This window comes from Hymenobacter psoromatis, from assembly GCA_001596155.1.
In the GTDB taxonomy this organism is placed as follows: domain Bacteria; phylum Bacteroidota; class Bacteroidia; order Cytophagales; family Hymenobacteraceae; genus Hymenobacter.
In genome coordinates, this window is record CP014771.1 from 4,322,106 (window position 1) to 4,341,135 (window position 19,030).

Sequence of the window (19,030 nt, forward strand, 5' to 3'; positions counted from 1 at the left end):
CCCGTCCGCGCCGGGCAACCCTACCCCCCAACTACTCAATACCCCGGATTCTGCTTAATTCCCCCACCGGGCTGCCCCAGCGTGCGGTCAACTTCTGGTTGCGGAATGGGCCGGAGCACGTGGAAGGGCTTAATATTAGCCGCTGCCGCCGAGCCGTAGGTGCCGCTCGGGTTGGTGCGGGACATTATGGGGGGCACGTCGGCTTTCACGCGGGCTAGGAGCTGGCCGGTGCGCACCAGGTCGGGCCAGCGGGTGTTTTCACCGGCCAGCTCGCGGGTGCGCTCATCCAGCAGAAAGTCGAGGCTTACCTGGCCGGCGGTGATGTCCATCTGGGCCTTTTTGCCGGGGGCGGCGGCCCGCTCGCGCACCACGTTGAGGTAGGTGGCGGCCTGCGCGCTGTTGCCCAGGTAGAAGTACGCCTCGGCGGCGATGAGGTAGGTTTCGGCCAGCCGGTACACGATGAAGGGCCGGGGCGAGGGGTTATTAACGCCCGTGCGGTTCACGGCGTCGTACTTGTTCATGGTGGGGAAGTACTCCGTAGTGTACTGGCTGGGCGTGATGACCTTGTAGGGAGCCGGCAGGCGCGTGGCGATGCGGGCCAGCTGGGCGGCCGTCAGCTCACGGCCGGGGTACCAGGTGGCCGTGTCGCCTACCACGGCCTTGGTGCTGCCGCCGTTGTTGCCGGGCGTGTTCACGTAGTAAACCGTTGTCCACCACTTATTGTATCGTGTGTCAGTGGTGCGCAGGCTGGCCCCGCTTTCGCCGGGCAGCACAAACGTGTTCAGCACGTAGGGCGTGGGGCAGAAGCGGGCAAAGGGCCGGCCGTTCTTGATGTCGCGCGACATATTGGGCAGGAGGTCGTAGCGGCTGCGAAACAGAAACAGCGACGCATTATTGGCCGTGAAGTTGTTGGGGTCGGTCTGCGAAAAAGTCGCATCGCCGTTGAACTGCACGTTGAACAGCACTTCCGGACCATTTTCGTTACCCTCGGCATGCACGCGGGCCGGGTCGGCTTCCAGGGCTACGCCGTAGCGGCCCTGGTTGTCAATCAGCTCTTTAGCATACTGGGCGGCGCTGGCGTAGTCGCCGGCCTGCTTGGCCGTAGAGGTGGCGCGGGTCAGGTACACCTTGGCCAGCAGGTGCAGGGCGGTGGCGCGCGTCACCCGGCCCGGCTGCGCGGGCTTGTCGGCAATGGTAGCCAGCGCGTCGGTCAGGTCCTTAATAATCTGGGTATACACGTCGGCCACCGGCGCGCGGGTGAGGTCCTTGGTGGGCGAGTCCACGAACGTAATCATCAGAGGCACGTCGCCCCACTGCTGCACCAGCACGAAATAATACTGCGCACGCAACAGCTTGGTTTCGGCCACTATCTGCGTCACGCGGGCCGGGGCAATTCCTTGCACGGTGGCGGCGTATTGCAGCACGCCGTTGGCATCGTTGATGTAGCGGTACAGGTTGTTCCAGACCCCGGCCACCGCACCGGCGTTGGAGGGCGTGAGCAGGCTAGGGTTGTACTCGTCCAGGCCGTCGATGGTGGCTATGCCCCGCATAAACTCGTCTACGCCAGTCGAGGTCATGAACAAATACAGGTCGCTGCCAAATATGTAGCGAAAACCGGAGTATGTGCCCGTCAGGCCCGCCTCTACCCCCTGCGGAGTGCCCAGGAAGGAAGGGGTCAGAATGGAGGTCGGGTTCTCGTTCAGAATATCTTTTTTACAGCCGCTGGCGGCGGCTAACGCGGTCAGACCGAGGGTTAACAGAACATATTTTTTCATCTCGAAGGGTGGGATTTCACTGGAAGAATCGGGCGCGACGCAGGCACGACGCGAGCGGCAGCTGCTTAAAAGCCAAGGTTAACGCCCACGATGTAGGACCGGGTAACCGGGTAGTTTACCCCCGCGTAGTTGAGGCTGGCATTGGAGTAGGAAAGCGCGTCGGGGTCAATGGCTTTGTTGTCCTTAAAAAACTTGACCGGCGACCAGATGTAGGGGTTCTGCACCTGAATGTAGATGCGGGCCGAACTCATCAGCGCGGCCTTGGCCCAGGCCGCCGGAATGGTGTAGCCCAGGTCAATGCTGCGCACCTTGATGAACGTGCCGCTCTGGTAAGCCAGTGAGTTGGAATAAGGGGGGTAGTCGCCGTTGCCCTGGCGCGGCTGCGGAAAGGCGTTGGTTGGGTTGGTCGGCGTCCAGTAATCGAGGTTCACCTGGTTGCGCCGGCCCTCAAACGTGGTGAAGAACGTGCCGCCGGTCAGCAGCGGGTCCAGGATGGTGGCCCCCACGCGGGTCAGGCCCACGGCCGTGATGTCGAAGCCCCGGTAGTGAAAGTGCTGCGTCATGCCGGCCTCAAACTTGGGCTGGCGCGAGCCGATAATCTGGCGGTCGCTGGCGTCAATCTTGCCGTCGCCGTTCACGTCCTCAATCTTAATCTGGCCCACCTTGCTGCCGTAGGCGGCGGCCTGCGCGGCCTCATTGGCCTGCCAGATGCCGGCTTGCTTATAGTCGTAGAACACGAACAACGGCTGGCCGATAAAGCGCTGGTTGCCAATGTCGCTCACGCCGCTACCGTCCGAGTTGGTGCCCAGGCCCAGCGACAGAATGCGCTCGCGGTTCATGGTGAAGTTCCAGTCGGTGCTCCACTCAAAGCCGCTCTTCGTGCGCACGTTCACGGTGGTCAGCGATATTTCCAGGCCCCGGTTCTGGGTCTGGCCCTTGTTGCGCGTAAAGGACGTGTAGCCGCTGGCCCCCGGCAGCGCATCGGGCAGCAGCAAGTCGCTGGTGCGCTGCTGATACACTTCCACGCTCCCCGTGATGCGGTTGTTGAGCACGCCAAAGTCCACGCCGAAGTTGGCGGTCGTGGTGTATTCCCAGCCCAGATTCGGGTTCGGAATGGCGGCCGGCACCACGCCCACCGCCCCCAGCGACCCGTAATTGTAATAGCCATTGCCCAGGCTGGATTGCAGCAGCCCCAGGGTCTGGTAGGGGTTCACGGCGGTGCTGCCCACCCGGCCCAGGCTGGCCCGCAGCTTGAGGTTGCTCACCCAGGTAGCGGGTTTCATAAAGTCCTCATTCACCACGTTCCAGGCCAGGGCCGCCGACGGGAAAGCCTTGTATTTATTGCCGGGCGCGAGGCGCGACGAGCCGTCGGCGCGCACCGTGATGGTGGCCAGGTAGCGGGTATCAAACGAGTAATTCACACGGGCCATGTAGGACACAATATCCCACTGGTTGGCCGTGCTGGTGGTGGAGGTCGGCGTGCCCGCCCCCAGGTTGTTGTCGAGCTGGTAGTTGGTAGGCAGGTTCTGCGACACGGCCCCAAACTCGCTGTAGCTATACTGCTGCGCGCTGTACAAGCCCGTGAAATTAATTTCGTGCTTGCCAAAAGTCTTGTTATAAGTCAACAAGTTTTCAGCCAGCAGATTAAACGCCAAATTCTGGGAGCGGCTAGCCTGGTTCACGCCCGCGATGCGCTGCGGCGTCTGCGAAGCGTAGTAGCTGCCGTTGTTTTCCGAGCGCACGTCCAGGCCCAGGTTCAGGCGGTAATTCAGGCCGGGCAGAATAGTAACTTGCCCGTACAGGCTATTAAAAGTGCGCAGCCGCTGGCGGCTGTCCTTGTGGGCATCCGGCACGTAGAGCGTGAGGGGATTAGGCAGGGCCGTGTCAGTATTAGGGAACAGCACCGGCAAGCCATCAGGGCCGTAGGGCGAGGCCAAGGGGCTGGTAGTCAGCACGTAGTTAATAACGTTGACGTTCGGGTCCGCCTCGTTGGTATACGTGTTCAAAGTGTTGATGCCCATCTTAATACGCTTACCAATCTGCTGGTCGAGGGTAGCGCGCAGCGAGTAGCGCTGAATGCGCTGCACGGGCACGATGCCCGTTTCGTCGTAGTAGCCCAGCGAGGCCGAGTACTTGGTTTGCTCCGTGCCGCCGCTCAGGCTCAGTGAGTGGTTCTGGATGTGGCCCTTCTGGTAAATCAAATCCTGGTAATCCGTCGTATTTCCGGCCGCGTAGTTGGCCCGCTCATCCGCTGTCAGGAAAGAAGCCGTGGTAGTCGGATTGTAGGCCGGGTTTTGCGCCAGAAAGCTCTGGAGGCGAAAGTTGTAGTACTGCTGCCCGTTTTGCAGGTCGAAGCGCCCGTACACGTCTTTCTGACCGTAGTAGCCGCTATAGGTAACCCTGGCAGCCCCCGTTTTGCCGCGCCGGGTCGAGATGAGAATAACCCCGTTGGCCCCCCGCGCCCCATAAATGGCCGTGGACGAAGCATCCTTCAGCACTTCGAGCGAAGAAATATCGTCGGGGTTCAGGTCGTTGAGGCTACCGTCGTAGGGTACGCCATCCACCACCAGCAGCGGGTCGTTGGAACCCGAGACGGAGCGGTTGCCCCGGATGCGGATGATTGGCGACTGCCCCGGCGAGCTGCTGGCGCTCGAAATCGTGACGCCCGCCGCCCGGCCTTGCAGGGCCTGGCCCACGTTGGCCACCGGCACGTCGTGCAGATGCTCATCGGTCACGGTCGAGATGGCCCCCGTCACCTGGCTTTTCTTCTGGGTGCCGTAGCCTACCACCTGCACCTCATCGAGCGCCTGCGGGTTCTCGTCGAGCACCACGGTCATGAGCTCCCTGGTAGCCGCCCGCTCCTGCGACGTAAAGCCTACGAAGCTGAACACCAGCACGCTACCCTCGGGCACGCTGAACGCAAACCGGCCCGTCGCGTCGGTGCCGGTTGCCAGGCTGGAGCCTTTCACAATGACCGTCACGCCGGGCAATCCCTCGCCGGTGGCCTGCGTCACCTGGCCGGTAACGGGAATGGTAGCCGCCGCCCGCGGGGTAGCGAGCGAGAGGCCGGCCAACGTAGCGGGCGGCGCTACCGGCAGCCCCGGCGCTGACTCGGGCAAGATAACGTAGAGCGCATCGGTCACCTTTTTGTATTCTAAGTGACTTTCTGCCAGGATGTAATGCAGCTCTTCCTGCCAGGTGGCGAAGGTCGGCCGGGTTTTAGGCAAGGTTTTTCCCTCCACTAACTGGTCGAGGTAAAAAAAGGTGACGCCCTGCGTGGCTTCCAGCTCCCGCAGCTCGCTCTTGAGCGATTGCGCCGCTAGCGGGGGGGTAGTAACCTGGGTTGCCCCGCCGGCCTGCGGGGGGGCCAAAAGGGCATACTGGCCCTGCGCCTGCGTTGGCCGGGCCTGCACGCCCAGCACGCCCATAGTGACGGTAAAGTTGTGCATGTGGGAAGTAAAAGAAGGATAAAAAAAAGATAAACAAGCAGTTAGCTGCCATCAGGGCTTGCCTTCGCCGGCAGGCGCAGGGGTAGGAGGCGCACGTTCTGGCCGCTGCGCTCGGCGCGCATCCCCAGCGACTCGGCCAGGGTTTGCAGCAGGATATCCGTGTTTTGGCTGGGTAAGGAGCCCGTCACCGTTTGGCGCAACAGCACCGGGTCGGCCACCGTGATGTTCAGCCCGTAGGTATCGTGGAGCAGGTAGATAATATCTGATAGCGGCGTATGGTCAAAGTGCAGCGTGCCGCCTACCCAGGCCGAGTAGCGGGCTGCTACCACGGCACTTTTCCGCAAACGGTGGCCCTGGGCACTGACTTCCACCAGTTCATTGGGAGCCATCAGCGCGGCTTCGTGCCCCAACAAGGTTGGGTAGTCCACCAGCACCCGGCCCGAGTTCAGGGTCACGCGGTTAAGTCCGTTTGAGCGGTTGAGGACGTTAAACGTGGTGCCCAGCACGGCTACTTCCAGCCGGCCGGCGTGGACGATAAACTTGGCATTGCCCCCCGCCTGCCGGATGGCCTGCCCCGGCACGCGGCTCAAGTGGCGAACCTGAAAGTAAGCTTCGCCCTCCAGCCATACTTCGCGCGGCACCTGGGCATTCCAGGTAGCGGCGGTGGTCAGGCGCGAATTGCCGTTGAGCACCACCACCGAGCCATCGGGCAGGCGCACCGTGCGCCGCTGGCCTGCCCCGGTGGCATAGCGCACCGGAGCTAGCCCGTAGGGCGGCCACAGCCAGTAGCCTACCCCCAGCATTATCAATAAAGTCAATAAGCTCGCCAGCAGGTGTTTGCGCCGCCGCGTCCGTAGCTGCGGCGCGGCGGCTGGCCGCCGCATGGCCCGGTGCAGGCGCTGCACATCCGCTTCGATTTGCTGGCTGGCTACCGGCCGCGCCTGGGCCTGGCCCAGCGCCACCACCAGCTGCCGCGCCCGCTCGGCCGCGGGCTGCTGCGGCGGGTGCGCGGCCAGCCAGCCTTGCCAAAACTGCGCGGCGGCCGCATCCGTGCCGGTGGCATACGCCTGAAAGGAGTCATCCAGCACAAAATCCTCCGCCTGAAAGCTAGTGTAGTCGAGGGCTATGCAGAGGGGGTAGGGTGGGAGGGGGTAGTCAGGCTGTTCTCCTACCACGACGCGCTCGGGCAGTTGTACCCACGCGCCGGAAAAAATTTGAGAAATTTTTTCCGGCGGCTATTTTCCGCCGGTGGTATCAGGTGGCAATAGCGCGAACTTTCCCAGCGCGCGCGAGCACCGCGAACAGGCGGCACCACACGATGCGAACGACGATGCTCGCTGCGCTCGCGCACGAACTGGAAAGTTCGCGCTACTGCCTAGCCGCGCGCCAGGAATAACTGGATGAGCATGAAGACCGTCAGCAACGCTTTCAAAGCCTTGATAGCGCGGTAGATAAGGTTGCGCACCGATTGGGCGGTCAGGTTCATTACCTCCGAAGTCTTCTCGTAAGAGAAGTTATCGAAATATTTGAGATACAGCACTTCCCGCTGCCGGCTGGGTAGGGCGTTCAGCAGGGCCAGCAATTGCGCACGTTGCGCGTGGTTGAACTGCTCGGCAAGCAAAAAATCCTCCGGGGAGTAATCTACCTCAAATTCTTCTTCATAGTATAACCGCTGGCGAATATTGCGGCGCTGGCTGCTCTTAAGCGTGTCGCTAATGCCATAGCGCAGAGCCTTAAACAGATAGGGCTTCACGGCCGCCACCGAAGCCAGGGTGGCGCGGCGCTCCCAGAGCTTCTGAAACACTTCCTGGATGCTGTCGCGCACGAGTTCCTCTTCGCCCACCAGCCGCATCCCGTAGTTGTAAAGCGCCGGGTATTGCTCCCGAAACAGCGCGGTAAACGCCCGCTCATCCCCTTGCCGAATGGCAGCCCACAGTGGTAGAGTTGACAAGTAAGGAGCGATTAATGCCTAGTTGGATAATACTTTTTCTTTTTAAAAAAGGTGACGATTTCGCGCTGCTAGTTAGCTAAAAAAGCCAACTTATAGGGCGTTTCGTCTCTAAAGAAAATAAGGGGGGTAGAAAAAGTGAAATCGGATAATTCGTTGGTTAGGCGCATGTTAGCTGCCTGGGCATGCTGCTTCTGGTAGGCTTTGGTTTTAGAATCTTTGATGAGCCGGGCGAATTCGGCCAGCTCCTCCGGGCGGTAGGGCGTTAGGTCGGTATGGTAGAGGTCATGCTGCCACACGGTGGGCTCGGGGCCGCCCGGCCGGTGCCCCCAGGGCAGGTGGGTCTGCGTTTTGCCGTTGACCAGGCCCCAGCCCAGCGCGCCCACTTTGTGCTCGTACAGCACGGGCAGCACGGTTTCCACCACCGAGCCGCGCGGCCGGTTTAGCCACTCGGTGCAAATCATCGGCCGGCGCAATTGCGCGAATTTGGCCACGGCTTGCTGCATACTTTCGGCCTTCCCGTAGTTGTGAAACGTGGTGATGTCAGCGTTCGCCTCAATCAGCCGGGCCAGCGCCGCGTTGTCCGACCAGTAGCCGATGCTAATGGGCTGCACCGGGTTCACGGCGCGCGCCCAGCGAAACACGCCGCGCACCAGCGGCAGGCTCTTGGCCCCCAGGCCGCCATTGGTCGGCTCGTTGTATAAATCCCACACAAACAGCCGCTTATCGGTGCGAAAGGCTCCCATTACGTCCGTCACGTACTTTTCCAGCTGGGGGTAGGAAGTCGTGTCGGCCACCATCGTGTGGCCGGGGCTCGGCGACCACGCCCAGGCGTACCAGCCGATAACCGGCTCGGGCTGCACCCCGATTTTGGGGTCCACCTGGTCGTTGAATACGCAGTCATCAAACAAGGCTGGCATCACCTTAATGTGGTGCTTATCGGCAATGGCCAGGAACCGGCCGAAGGTTTGCTTGAAATAAGCCGGGTCATCAGCCCACACGGCGTATTGCAGCACCACCCGCGCGCAGTTGAAGCCGGTTTTGGCCGCCAGCGCCAGCTCACGGTCAATGACCGCGGGCGAAAAGCTGGTTTTGTCCCACATCGCCGTGTAGTTAATAGCGTTCGCCGGGATGTAATTGAAGCCGCAGGGCCAGGGCTGCTGATTATACCAGGCCCAGGCCTTGGCGGTGGGCCATTGCCCGGCGGCAGCCGGCGGCGGGGCCACTGCCTGCGCCCCGGCCGGCAGTGCGCCGCCGCTCACCAAAAGCACGGCCAGCAGCCCACCGAGGCAGGCCCTTCGCCCGCGGCCGAGGGGGTAGGGAAGATTTGTAAGAACCGATGACGAAAGTTTCGACCAGCGTTTTTTGAGCAGCGTGAGCATTGGGCGGGTGGGATAAAAGGAGAGAAAGAGTAGTGGCAGTTGTGAGGGTAGCGCGGACTGCAAAGTCCGCGCTACCCTCACAATACCAGCGGGTTAAGTTCCGATGCCACTAGCTCCCCGGCGGGCAGGTGCCGGAGCCATTTGGCGTGGTCGTTGTGCTGCCATTTGTGGGCCGGCGCTACCACGCGGGCCCCGTCGGCGACGTAGATAATGGTCATCACCTCGCGCATCTGGGCCGACGCGTTGCCCGGTGCCTGGTGAATAGTGTTGCCGTAGTGCCAGGTAGCGTCGCCGGCCCGCATAGTGGCTGCCTGCGCAATCGGGAAGCCCTGCGCCCGCACGTAGTCCTCATAGGCCGCCGCCGAATCGTCCGAGATTTCGTAGTCGAACACCTCGCCCTGGTGGTGCGAGCCCGAGGCGAAGGTGAGCATCCCCATCGCCACGTCGATATCCACCAGCGGCATCCACATGGTGATGGTGTTGGTCGTGTCCACGGGCCAGTAATACTGGTCCTGGTGCCAGGGGGTAGGGCCGCCGCCGGGCTCTTTGAACAGGGCCTGGTCGTGGTAGATGCGGACGTTTTCGACCCCCAGCAGGTCGGCCGCTAGTTGCGCGAAGCGCCGGGCCAGCACGAACCGACGCACGTCCTCGTCGGCGCGCCACAGGTTCATAATCTGCAAAAAAGCCTTGCCGTAGGTATCGCGCGCCGCCAGCGGCCGGGCCTCGGTGTTGTAGCGGTCGGCGGCCTGCTCAATCACGGCGCGGTAGGCGGCCACCTCGGCCGGCGACAGCACGCCGCGGGTGAGCGTGTGGCCCAGGGTCCGAAATTCCTGAATCTGAGCGGCGGCTAAGGGCTCTATTTCGGCTAGAGTGGGAAGCTTATCGAAGGGAATATTCATAATCAACGAATCGTGTGGGTTTTGTGAAGACAAAGCACCGTCAATTCTTTCCCCAAAAAAATAATTTTATTGGCTACTTTTTGGTTTATATTATCCTACTGCTCCATTCTTGTCCCACTTTCTCACCCATATAAACTCATGCTCAAAGCTGCTTACGAAGCCATCGCCCCCAACCGGGCCTCGTCCTTTTCGGTGCGCACCTTTGAGGAAGAGGCCTTTACGGCCCCCTATCACTACCACCCCGAGTACGAATTGACGCTGATTGTGCAGGGCACCGGCCAGCGCTACGTGGGCAGCCACGTGGCCGACTACGGCCCTGGTGATTTGGTGCTGTTAGGGGCGCAAGTGCCGCACTGCTGGAAAACCGGCCCCGACCCGGTCGGGGGCCAGCAAGCCGTGTCGGTGGTGGTGCAATTCACCCACGAGTGCCTGGGCGAGTCGTTTTTTGGCAAGCCCGAGGTGCAGGCCATTGCCCAACTGCTGCGGCGCAGCGCCAGCGGCCTCCACTTTCCCGATGCCGGCCAGCACCTGCGGGCCGCCCTGCGCCAACTGGGCCAGGAGCCGGACCCTTTTCGCCGCTTGCTGCTGCTACTGAGCCTATTGCAGGAACTGGCCGCCACCCCGGCCTACGAAGTGCTGGATGCGCAGCAACAGACCGGCACCCTCGCGCCCGCCGAGCGCGAGCGCTTTCACCGGGTAATGGCTTATATAGTCGAGCGTTTCCAGGATAACATCACTCTGGCGCAGGCGGCGGGGGTAGCAAACCTGACGCCCAATGCTTTCTGCAAGTATTTTAAGGCCTTAACCCGCAAAACCTTTATCGAAACCGTCATCGAATACCGCTTGCAGTACGCCACGCAGCAGCTGGTAAGCACCAGCAAGCCCGTGGCGGAAGTTTGCTACGACAGCGGCTTTCGGGATGTCTCGTACTTCAACAAGCTCTTCAAAGCCCAGTTGCAGCGCAGTCCGTTGCAATACCGGCGCGCGTTTCAGCAAGGTTTATACTCTTGATAATAACTATACATTGCCGGCAAATCATCGGGCAGGTTTGGCCGCTGACTTTCGCGCCGGTTTATAAAATGTGTCCTCCTGGCCGACTGTCTGCGCTAAAGACGCCCAAAATCCGGGCGTCTTTAAATAGAGGACCCAACCCACGACTTGCCGGAACTATACAGCTAAGCCTTAAAGCACTGGGCTGCTGACTACTAGCCAGCAGCCCAGTGCTTACCACGGACTGATACCCGTTTCCGGCGCGTTGTCATCGCTGAAAAACTGGCTGGTGGGGCCATCGGGGCCGAGCACGGCGGCTTTCACGACGCGGGCGGCGGCATCGGGCACGCTGCCGGGGCCGCTGTGGTGGTTGAAATCGGTGGCGGTGTAGCCGGGGTCCACGGCGTTCACCTTGAAAGGCGTGTCGCGCAGCTCGTAGGCCAGCATAATCGTGTAGGCGTTCAGCGCCGCTTTTGATGGCTGGTACGCAGCGCCTTTCACCTGGTAATACTTCCAGGAAGGGTCGTTGTGCAGCGTGAGCGAGCCCAGGCCCGAAGTGACGTTGACAATCCGGGGCGCGGGCGACTGCCGCAGCAGGTCGATGAATGCCTGCGTCACTTCAATCACGCCAAACAGGTTCGTCCCGAATACCTCTTTAATCATGCCGATGCTACTGGTGAGGGCCGGCTGCGACATAGCGCCCAGAATGCCGGCGTTGTTGATAAGCACGTCCAGCACGTTGGTTTTCCGGCCCAGCGCCTGCCGGGCGGCGGCTATCGAAGCGCCGTCCGTTACGTCAATTTCGAGCGGCTCGACCTGCGTGAGTCCTTCCGATTTCAACTGGTCAACGGCCTGCTGGCCCTTGGCCAGGTCGCGGCTGCCCAGGTACACGTAATAGCCCTGCTGGAGCAGCTGCCGGGCCGTTTCCAGGCCAATGCTTTTGTTGGCCCCGGTGATGAGTGCTCTTTTCATTAAGAATACTAATTGAACAGTAAAAAAATGCCGGGCACCTTTGGCGCGGCAAACGTGCTGCCCCTTTATTGAGCGCTATTCAGCTGCTGAAACAGCGCATCCAGTTCGGGCCGGGAAGCCTGGCTAGCTTTGGCCGAGAACCCGTAGGCGATTTCCAGGTGGCCCGCCGCTAGCTGCCACATTACATCATCGGCGTATTCGGCCAGGGGCACGCCGTGCGAATGGTCGGTGCCGCCCAATTCGGTGTGCACGGCCGGCGGAATAATCTCGATAACCTGGGCCGGAGAGCCGGCTAGTTGCTGGCGCAGTGACTGCGTGAAGGAATGCAGCGCCGCCTTGGTGGCGCTATACACGGGCACCCGCGCCAGCGGCACAAAACCCAGGCCCGACGACACGTTGATGATAACCGGGGCGGCCGCCCGCCGCGCGTGCCAGTAGCCAATCAACAGCAGCGCTAAGTGAATGGGAGCCTCCAGATTGATAGCGATTTCGGCGGCCGTGTCGGCCCAGCTTTCGCTGGTTTCCACCACGTCCACCGTCCGCTGAATGCCCGCGTTGTTGAGCAGCACGTTCACCTCGGGGCACTCGGCGGTGGCCCACTCCACCAGGCGCTGGCGCTCGGCGGCCTGCGCCACGTCGCAGACCAGCGTACGCAGGCCGGGCAGGCGCTCGGCGGCGGCTTGCAGCTTGGCGGCATCGCGGCCACAAATAAGCACGGTGTTGCCCGCCGCGTGCAGGCGTTCGGCCAGGGCCAGGCCGATGCCCGAGCCAGCGCCGGTAAGCAGAATAGTTTGCTGGGTAAGATTCACAATTGAAAGAAAAAGGAGTAGTAGCGCCCCTGGGCCGCAAGCGGCGCGGCCCAGCACCAACGGGTGCGGGGGTAGGGCAAAGGTCGGCCCGCTCTGCGCCTCCTGAATGGTGAAGGTTTCAGAACCTGGCGCGCCGCCCGGTTTAGAAGCTAAGCTACCAGCCTGGCACTGCCTGCTTCTGCGCCCTCTACGCAAGCCTCCGCGCCCTCTGCGGGCTAAAAAATCCAGCATTCACAAGCTTCATCCCCAGCAAACCCAAGCGTATGACTACTCCCGCTTGCGGCCGACGCTGAGGCGGTACACCGTTTCGGTGAGGCGCTTGGCGCGGGCGGCGGGGTTTTTGGCGCCTTTGAGGTAGCGCACGTAGGAGCGCTGCTCAAGCTTGGTCAGGCTTTTGAAGAACTTGAAGGCGGCCTCATCTTCGGCCAGGCCGGCGGTCAGGTCCTCGGGCAAGGTTATCACGCGCTCGCTCAGGTCGTGGCTGAGCTGCACGCGCAACACGTCGCCCAGGGTTTTGCCCACGGCGCGGCGCACCTCGCGCGGAATGCTCAGGCCGTGGTAGCCATCGCCGAGGGGTAGCAGCTCGCCCTGGTAGGGAAAGCCCTCAATGGTCGTTCGCACGAGCAGCTCCTCCGGGGTGCCGTACACGTCGGCTACCGAAAAGGGCACTACTACAAATACGTCGCCCGTGTGCGGGTCAGCTTCCAGCACCGCGTCAAATTCCTGTTCAAATTCTGTCATCGCTCGCAAAATTAACTCAGGTTGGCGGCCGGGCGCGGCCGGGCCGCGTGCAGCGCCTGGGCAATGGCCGTGGCATCGGCGGCGGGCACGGTGTGCACGGTGGCGGCGGGCAGGTCGAGCTCGTGGCGTAGGCGCTGGGTCAGGGCCGGGGTTTCGGCCAGCACCACGTCGGCCCGGCGCAGGGCCTGGCGCTGCAAGTCGGCCATCCAGCCCGTGGCCGTGTCGAGCGATTCATCGGCCCCGGCGGCCAGGGTAGTCACGTGCAGCACCAGCGGCCAGCCCGTGCGCTGGCGCAGCTCTTGGGCGGCCAGCCAGGTGGGCCAGGCCGGCGCATAAATAGCGGCGTAGGGCGCTTCGGCCAGTGCCACCGGCACCGCGAAACGGGCGTATTGAATAATTCTGAAATTCAAATCGGGGACCTCATACCGCGGGGCCACCGGGCGCGTCGGCAGGCCGGCCCCGGCCGCGTGGCCGGTCGGCGGGGGGGTAGGGACTACGGGGGCGGCCGGTTCGGGCTGTTGCAAAGCTGCCAGCGCCCCGGCCCAATTTGCCCGAGGCGCGCTAAAGTCGTCTGCCACAGCGGCGGCATCTTCAAAGCTGGCTAATAAAGCGGGTACTTCCGCCGTGGCCAGCTCAAAATGGGCCAGCTCTTCGGCTTTGCCGGGCAGCAGGTTGGCTTCCAGGTCGGCCCCCTGGGTCAGCGACTCAGCAGATTCATACAGAGCAGAGGGGGTAGGGACAACCAACGGCCCCGCAGCCTGGGCCAGGCTATCGGTTTGAGCTTCCCCAACAGGCACCGACCCTACCCCAGACAACACTAGCAACGAAGCCGAATTGGCTGGTGGGGCAACAGTTGCCCCCTGGTAGGGCGCGGCGGGCGCGGCAGCGGTGCCCGGCCAGATGGGGGAGGGTAGGGGCTGGCCGGCGCGCTGGCTCAACCCAGCTAAGCTCAAATTGCCCAACCGCAGCACCCGCACTGCCGACCAGGCCAGGGAGGCCGGGGCCGCAAGCGCTCCTTCCTTGGCTGCTGCATGAGCTTCGCTCCCGGCCGGGGCCTTGGCGGCTGGCTCGGGCACGGCAGGCATGGCTGGGGGTAGGGCGCTTGGCTCGCTGGACGGCACCTCGTCGGGCGGCGGGGTGGGGGTAGGGGCGGGGGTAAAAACGGGGGCAAGCGGCAGGTATTCTTCCGCGCTCAGCACATCGGGGTGGGCAGCCTGCGGCACCATCACTAGAATAGACTCAACCGCAGGGTCGGGGGCCTGCGTGGCCTCGACCAGGGCGCGCACGGCCGGTGTAGTTTCATCCCAGGCCAGCACGAGCACGGCAATAGAAGGAGCAGAATCGGCGGCAGGCAAAGACATTGGCAAAAATTAACTTTGCGAATAACGGGATGACTACCCCCCGCTCAACTGTTGAGGCTATAAAAAATAATCGTAACCTACGGTATTGAGCCCGCGTTTTCGGCATTTCGTTTGCGCCAGGGTCCTCATCTAAAACGTAACTTGCGGGCTTAAAGCCATGCTAACCGGCTCCGGCCGGTGGTTTTTTACCTGCTCCACTGGATTTTCTTTCGCTGCTTCTCGCTGTTTAGTTTATATGGTTACCAATTCTGCTCAGGATAACAACTACATGGTCAACGACCTGGCGGCCCAGGCCCACCAGGAACACCTGCCCGGCCCCGTGCGGCAGGCCGAGCAAACCGACGACCATCTCTTCACCTTTACCACCGAAAACGGCTCGCGCCTGCTGCTGCACGTGCTTTCGGACAAGATTCTGCGCTTTCGCTATCTTACGCCCGAAAGCGCTAGTGAGCCCGATTTTAGCTACGCCGTGCCCGACCCGGCCACCGAGCACACCACGCGCCCGGCGGTGCCTACCTTCCTGGAATTCAAGGAGAAGAGCGACCACTACCGCCTCACCACGGCTCGCCTCATCTGCATTGTGTGGAAGGATGCGCTGCGCACCCGCGTGCTCGACCGCTCGGGCAACATCCTGAGCGACGACGAAAAAGGCTTTCACTGGCACCACGACTACGAAACCGGCAACGACATCGTGAAGATGAGCCACCAGGTGCCCAGCGGCGTGTGCTACTACGGCCTCGGCGACAAGCCCGCCAACATGAACCTGCGCGGCCAGCGCTTCCTGAACTGGGGCTCCGACACTTACGGCTACACCAAGGGCTCGGACCCGCTGTATAAGAACATTCCGTTCTTTCACGTGCTGCACCAGCGCATCGCGCATGGCATTTTCTTCGATAATACGTTCAAGGCGTTTTTCGATTTTGCGGCCGAGCGGGCCGACGTCACCAGCTTCTGGGCCGAGGGCGGCGAGATGAATTATTATTTTATCTACGGCCCTACCCTGCTCGAAGTCACCGAAGAATATACCCGCCTCACCTGCCCGCCGCCCCTACCCCCCCTCTGGACGCTGGGCTACCACCAGTGCAAGTGGAGCTACTTCCCGGCGAGCAACGTGCAGGCCATTGCCCAGGGCCTGCGTGAGCGCCGCATTCCGTGCGATGCGATATACCTCGACATCGACTACATGGACGGCTACCGCTGCTTTACCTGGCACCCGCAGCACTTCCCCGAGCCCAAGCGCCTGGTGGCCGAGCTGGCCGCCGACGGCTTCAAAACGGTGGTCATTATCGACCCCGGCATCAAGATTGACCCCGAGTACCCGGTGTACCAGGAGGGTATCAAGAACGACTACTTCTGCCGCCGCGCCGATGGCCCGCTTATGAAGGGCTCGGTGTGGCCCGGCCAGTGCAATTTCCCCGACTACACCCGCCCCGAGGTGCGCGAGTGGTGGGCCGGCCTGTTTGAGGGCCTGGTAAAGGACATTGGCGTGAAGGGCGTGTGGAACGACATGAATGAGCCCGCCGTGTTTGAGAAAGGCACCTTCCCCGACGACGTGCGTTTTGGCTACGACGGCCAGCCCGGCTCGCACCGCAAGGCGCACAATATCTATGGCATGCAGATGGCCCGCGCTACCAACGAGGGCGTCAAGCGCTTCAGCTACCCCAACCGGCCGTTTACCATCACGCGCAGCACCTACGCGGGCGGCCAGCGCTATTCGTCGGGCTGGACCGGCGACAACATCGCCAGCTGGGAGCACCTGTGGCTGGCCAATATCCAGAGCCAGCGCCTGAGCATCAGCGGTTTCAGCTTTATTGGCTCCGACATCGGCGGCTTCATCGACACGCCCGACGGCGAGCTGTATTCGCGCTGGATTGCGCTCGGGGCCTTCCACCCGTTTTTTCGCACCCACAGCAGCGGCGACCACGGCGACCAGGAGCCCTGGAGCTTCGGCGAACCCTACACCAGCTTGGCGCGGCACTTCATCGAACTGCGCTACATGCTGCTGCCCTACATGTACACCACGTTCTGGCAGTATAGCACCCACGGCACGCCCATGCTGCGCCCGCTGCCCTTCCTTGACCAGGACGACCCGCAGACCTACCTGCGCATGGCCGAGTTTGCGCTTGGCGACAACCTGCTGGTGTGCCCCATCACGCAGGCCGGCGTGGATGGCCGCTGGATGTACCTGCCCCGCGGCGACTGGTACTACTACTGGACCGACGAATTTAAGTCGGGCGGGGCCGAAACCTGGGCCTCGGCCGACCTCACCCGCATCCCGCTCTTCGTGCGGGCTGGTGCGGTGGTGCCCATGCAGCCGGTGCTGCAATACGTGGGTGAAAAGCCCGTGGAGCAGCTCACCCTGCACGTATACTACAAAAACGGCAGCGCCGAAAGCGTGCTCTACGACGACGGCGGCGAGGGCTACGGCTACCAGCAAGGTCACCAAACTACCCGGCGCTTCACGGTGGCGGGCGCGGCGGCCGGGCTCATCCTCACCCAGCACGTCGAGGGCGACTACCAGCCCGCCTACACCACCTACCGCGTGGTGTTGCACGGCCTGCGTACTCCCCCCACCACGGCCGTAGTCGATGCGGAGACGCTAACGCTCGGTGTATACCCCGCCACCGAAACCACCGTGGCCGCGCCGGCCGTGGTAGTAGGGGTAGGGTTTGGGGAGTTGAGGATTGAGCTGGAAGCGCCGGTAGCGGAGGAGCCGGCGTAGAACTAGTTGAAGCTAAAATAAAGGAAGGCACCCTAACATGAGTTGGGGTGCCTTTCTCTATTTTGTGGCTCGAAAGTCTCAGAGCGTCACATCGAAGTGCCCGTTGGTAATGTGTATCAGCTTGCCTGTTGTGGCCTCGCGGGTAGTGTAGCTGAAGGTTCCAGCGGCCACGTGCGCCACTGTGTCATAGCGGGTTATGCTGACAGTACCCACGGCTGCGCTATCAGTATAGTAGTAAGACCTGGGTAAAAGCGGCCCACTGGCGGGCGCGGGCGGAGTACTGGTATAGGTGGCGTAATTACCCGAGGGCTTCCAATAGGGCGTTTCCTTGCCAAGCTGGTAAGTGCCAGGGGTACGAGCATTTAGGAGTAAAATTGTTAGCTCATCATAGCTGGTTCTTGCCTGGATTGCCAAGCCACCCTTTCGATTGTAGTGGCCAGACTCTAGTGCTTTGGGAGGAGTAATAAAGAGGACAGGTGCGATATAAGGGGTGAAAAATCTTCCCTCAATCTGGCAAGAAAAAGTGTTGGGACCCGCGGGGGTAAGGTCTTCTTTGCGGCAGGCTACTACGAACAGTAAGATGCTTGAGAAAAATAGTTTATTCATAATAATGACAAGCGAGGTGTTAAATATGCCTTTGCAACTACAAAGCACCTAGCTGGGCTACTATTTGCCAACCCAATAGTTGTGGGTAACGGACTTTAAAAAACAGTACGGCTAACTCGTAAGAATCAATAAGAGAAACAGTTGAGAGAAAAAAATAGGACGCCAGGATATTTTGTTCGGGCCAGCTGAAGCTGCCCGTAGCACCTGACTACCGCCCAACCGGATTAGTCATTGCCGACCGGCCCCGACTTGCGCGGCCCGCCCCTCTCGGCCGCGCCGACGGCTCAGGGAAGCTCCTTTGCCACGTCCCCGGCACTCAGCACGCGCGGGTCAGCATACGTGCGCTTGATTTCGGCCTCGCTGTTGTTCTTGAACAACATTTCGCCCCACGACATAAACCAGACGTAGGGCTGCTGCGCCAGCTGGGTGGGGGTAGGGAGCACGCTGTGTTCGGACAAGCCCAGCGGCTTGCCGGCGGCCAGCCGCTGCATGGCCGCGTACCAGCGCTGCGGATACACTGCGGCGGCGCTGTCTTTGCGCGGGTAGATGTCCGTGCCCAGCAAATCCACTTTGTCGCGGCCGGGGAAGAACGTTTCGACGCCCGGTGTGGGTTTGTCGGGCGTCCAGGCCCAGAGAATGTTGTTTAGGTGGTGATGCTCAGTGTAATACGTGTAGAGCTGATTCCAGAGCGCGGCCGCGCCGCGCGGCCCTGGCCGGCCGCCCCACCAGAACCAGCCGCCGTTCATCTCGTGGTAGGGCCGGAAAATGATGGGAATCTTAGCCGCTTGCAACTGCTGCAAGTAGCCGGCCAGCCGGTCCATCTGGGCCGCCCACTTCTGGTAGAGCGGCGTGCCCGGCGTGAGCAGCTCCCGCCACTGCGCATCGGTGAGCTGGCTGATAATGCCGCCCTGGAAGGGGGTAGGCTCGCCCAGCGCCGGGTTGGCCTGGTGGTAGCTGAGCACGATAATGGCCCCGCGCTGGTGCTGCTTCGCTATTTCGGCCACCAGCAGCGGCCGGTACTTGATGTTGTCGATGTCGTGGGTCGAGTCGGCAAAGCCAAAGTCGCCGCCCCAAATGGCCGGGTACTCGCCCGTGAGGCGATGTACCTCATCCGTATTTACCGACATGCGCCCCAGCACGTTGTGCATTCCCGACAAGGTATGCTTGCCGCGCAGGCGGTATAGGTACGTCAGCAGCCGGCGCGCCTCGGGCGTGGCGTGCGGGTTGATGGGGCGCGGCTTGGGCGGGCCGGCAACGAGCGTGAGCGGCCCGCTCAGGCCCAGCAGGCACAGGAAAAGAAGGCGGAGATGACGCATGGGGCAGGGGCAACGATTCTGCGCAATATTAACCTGCCGGGGTGGCCAAAACGTAATAGA

The 19,030-nt window shown here is 62.0% G+C and carries 14 protein-coding genes; 2 read left to right on the forward strand and 12 right to left on the reverse strand.

The window, feature by feature from the left end:
* Positions 1-35: 35 nt before the first annotated feature.
* The 6 genes from A0257_18375 to A0257_18400 form a co-directional block, all read right to left on the reverse strand.
* Complete coding sequence (locus tag A0257_18375; GenBank protein AMR28867.1) at positions 36-1,775, reverse strand: hypothetical protein; 1,740 nt, start codon at positions 1,773-1,775, stop codon at positions 36-38.
* Positions 1,776-1,840: 65 nt separating this feature from the next.
* Positions 1,841-5,224, reverse strand: coding sequence for a hypothetical protein (locus A0257_18380; protein ID AMR28868.1), 3,384 nt, complete (start codon positions 5,222-5,224; stop codon positions 1,841-1,843).
* 41 nt (positions 5,225-5,265) lie between these two features.
* Positions 5,266-6,399, reverse strand: coding sequence for a hypothetical protein (locus A0257_18385; protein AMR28869.1), 1,134 nt, complete (start codon positions 6,397-6,399; stop codon positions 5,266-5,268).
* A gap of 200 nt (positions 6,400-6,599) precedes the next feature.
* On the reverse strand, positions 6,600-7,076 hold the full coding sequence (locus A0257_18390; protein ID AMR28870.1) for a hypothetical protein: 477 nt from the start codon (positions 7,074-7,076) through the stop codon (positions 6,600-6,602).
* Between the two features lie 167 nt (positions 7,077-7,243).
* Positions 7,244-8,437 (reverse strand): hypothetical protein, encoded by a 1,194-nt coding sequence (locus A0257_18395; protein ID AMR28871.1) that lies wholly within the window; start codon positions 8,435-8,437, stop codon positions 7,244-7,246.
* Between the two features lie 194 nt (positions 8,438-8,631).
* Entirely contained in the window at positions 8,632-9,453 is an 822-nt protein-coding gene (locus A0257_18400; GenBank protein ID AMR28872.1) for a phytanoyl-CoA dioxygenase, read from the reverse strand.
* Between the two features lie 138 nt (positions 9,454-9,591).
* Here A0257_18400 and A0257_18405 point away from each other — a divergent pair, with 138 nt between their 5' ends.
* On the forward strand, positions 9,592-10,464 hold the full coding sequence (locus A0257_18405) for a hypothetical protein (protein ID AMR28873.1): 873 nt from the start codon (positions 9,592-9,594) through the stop codon (positions 10,462-10,464).
* Positions 10,465-10,677: 213 nt separating this feature from the next.
* Here the strand turns inward: A0257_18405 and A0257_18410 are convergent, their stop codons facing one another.
* From A0257_18410 to A0257_18425, 4 genes are all read right to left on the reverse strand, one after another.
* A complete protein-coding gene (locus A0257_18410; GenBank protein ID AMR28874.1) occupies positions 10,678-11,415 on the reverse strand; it encodes a short-chain dehydrogenase in 738 nt (245 codons plus the stop codon).
* A gap of 65 nt (positions 11,416-11,480) precedes the next feature.
* Positions 11,481-12,224 carry a short-chain dehydrogenase gene (locus tag A0257_18415; GenBank protein ID AMR28875.1) on the reverse strand — a complete coding sequence of 248 codons (744 nt, stop codon included), beginning with the start codon at positions 12,222-12,224 and terminating at the stop codon, positions 11,481-11,483.
* Between the two features lie 267 nt (positions 12,225-12,491).
* Positions 12,492-12,965, reverse strand: a complete 474-nt coding sequence (locus tag A0257_18420; GenBank protein ID AMR28876.1) for a hypothetical protein — start codon at positions 12,963-12,965, stop codon at positions 12,492-12,494.
* 11 nt (positions 12,966-12,976) lie between these two features.
* Positions 12,977-14,326 carry a hypothetical protein gene (locus tag A0257_18425; protein ID AMR28877.1) on the reverse strand — a complete coding sequence of 450 codons (1,350 nt, stop codon included), beginning with the start codon at positions 14,324-14,326 and terminating at the stop codon, positions 12,977-12,979.
* A 235-nt stretch (positions 14,327-14,561) separates the two neighbouring features.
* Here A0257_18425 and A0257_18430 point away from each other — a divergent pair, with 235 nt between their 5' ends.
* Positions 14,562-17,048 (forward strand): glycosyl hydrolase, encoded by a 2,487-nt coding sequence (locus tag A0257_18430; GenBank protein AMR28878.1) that lies wholly within the window; start codon positions 14,562-14,564, stop codon positions 17,046-17,048.
* A 78-nt stretch (positions 17,049-17,126) separates the two neighbouring features.
* Here the strand turns inward: A0257_18430 and A0257_18435 are convergent, their stop codons facing one another.
* Both A0257_18435 and A0257_18440 read right to left on the reverse strand, forming a co-directional pair.
* Positions 17,127-17,654: a hypothetical protein gene (locus A0257_18435; protein AMR28879.1), complete on the reverse strand. Its 528-nt coding sequence runs from the start codon at positions 17,652-17,654 to the stop codon at positions 17,127-17,129.
* A 284-nt stretch (positions 17,655-17,938) separates the two neighbouring features.
* Positions 17,939-18,970, reverse strand: a complete 1,032-nt coding sequence (locus A0257_18440) for a hypothetical protein (GenBank protein AMR28880.1) — start codon at positions 18,968-18,970, stop codon at positions 17,939-17,941.
* Between the last annotated feature and the right edge of the window lie 60 nt (positions 18,971-19,030).

Coding starts and splice junctions, on each gene's coding strand:
- A0257_18375 (AMR28867.1), bottom strand. CDS start 1,775: ATGAAAAAATATGTTCTGTTAACCCTCGGTCTGACCGCGTTAGCCGCC.
- A0257_18380 (AMR28868.1), bottom strand. CDS start 5,224: ATGCACAACTTTACCGTCACTATGGGCGTGCTGGGCGTGCAGGCCCGG.
- A0257_18390 (AMR28870.1), bottom strand. CDS start 7,076: ATGCGGCTGGTGGGCGAAGAGGAACTCGTGCGCGACAGCATCCAGGAA.
- A0257_18400 (AMR28872.1), bottom strand. CDS start 9,453: ATGAATATTCCCTTCGATAAGCTTCCCACTCTAGCCGAAATAGAGCCC.
- A0257_18405 (AMR28873.1), top strand. CDS start 9,592: ATGCTCAAAGCTGCTTACGAAGCCATCGCCCCCAACCGGGCCTCGTCC.
- A0257_18410 (AMR28874.1), bottom strand. CDS start 11,415: ATGAAAAGAGCACTCATCACCGGGGCCAACAAAAGCATTGGCCTGGAA.
- A0257_18420 (AMR28876.1), bottom strand. CDS start 12,965: ATGACAGAATTTGAACAGGAATTTGACGCGGTGCTGGAAGCTGACCCG.
- A0257_18425 (AMR28877.1), bottom strand. CDS start 14,326: ATGTCTTTGCCTGCCGCCGATTCTGCTCCTTCTATTGCCGTGCTCGTG.
- A0257_18430 (AMR28878.1), top strand. CDS start 14,562: ATGGTTACCAATTCTGCTCAGGATAACAACTACATGGTCAACGACCTG.
- A0257_18435 (AMR28879.1), bottom strand. CDS start 17,654: ATGAATAAACTATTTTTCTCAAGCATCTTACTGTTCGTAGTAGCCTGC.
- A0257_18440 (AMR28880.1), bottom strand. CDS start 18,970: ATGCGTCATCTCCGCCTTCTTTTCCTGTGCCTGCTGGGCCTGAGCGGG.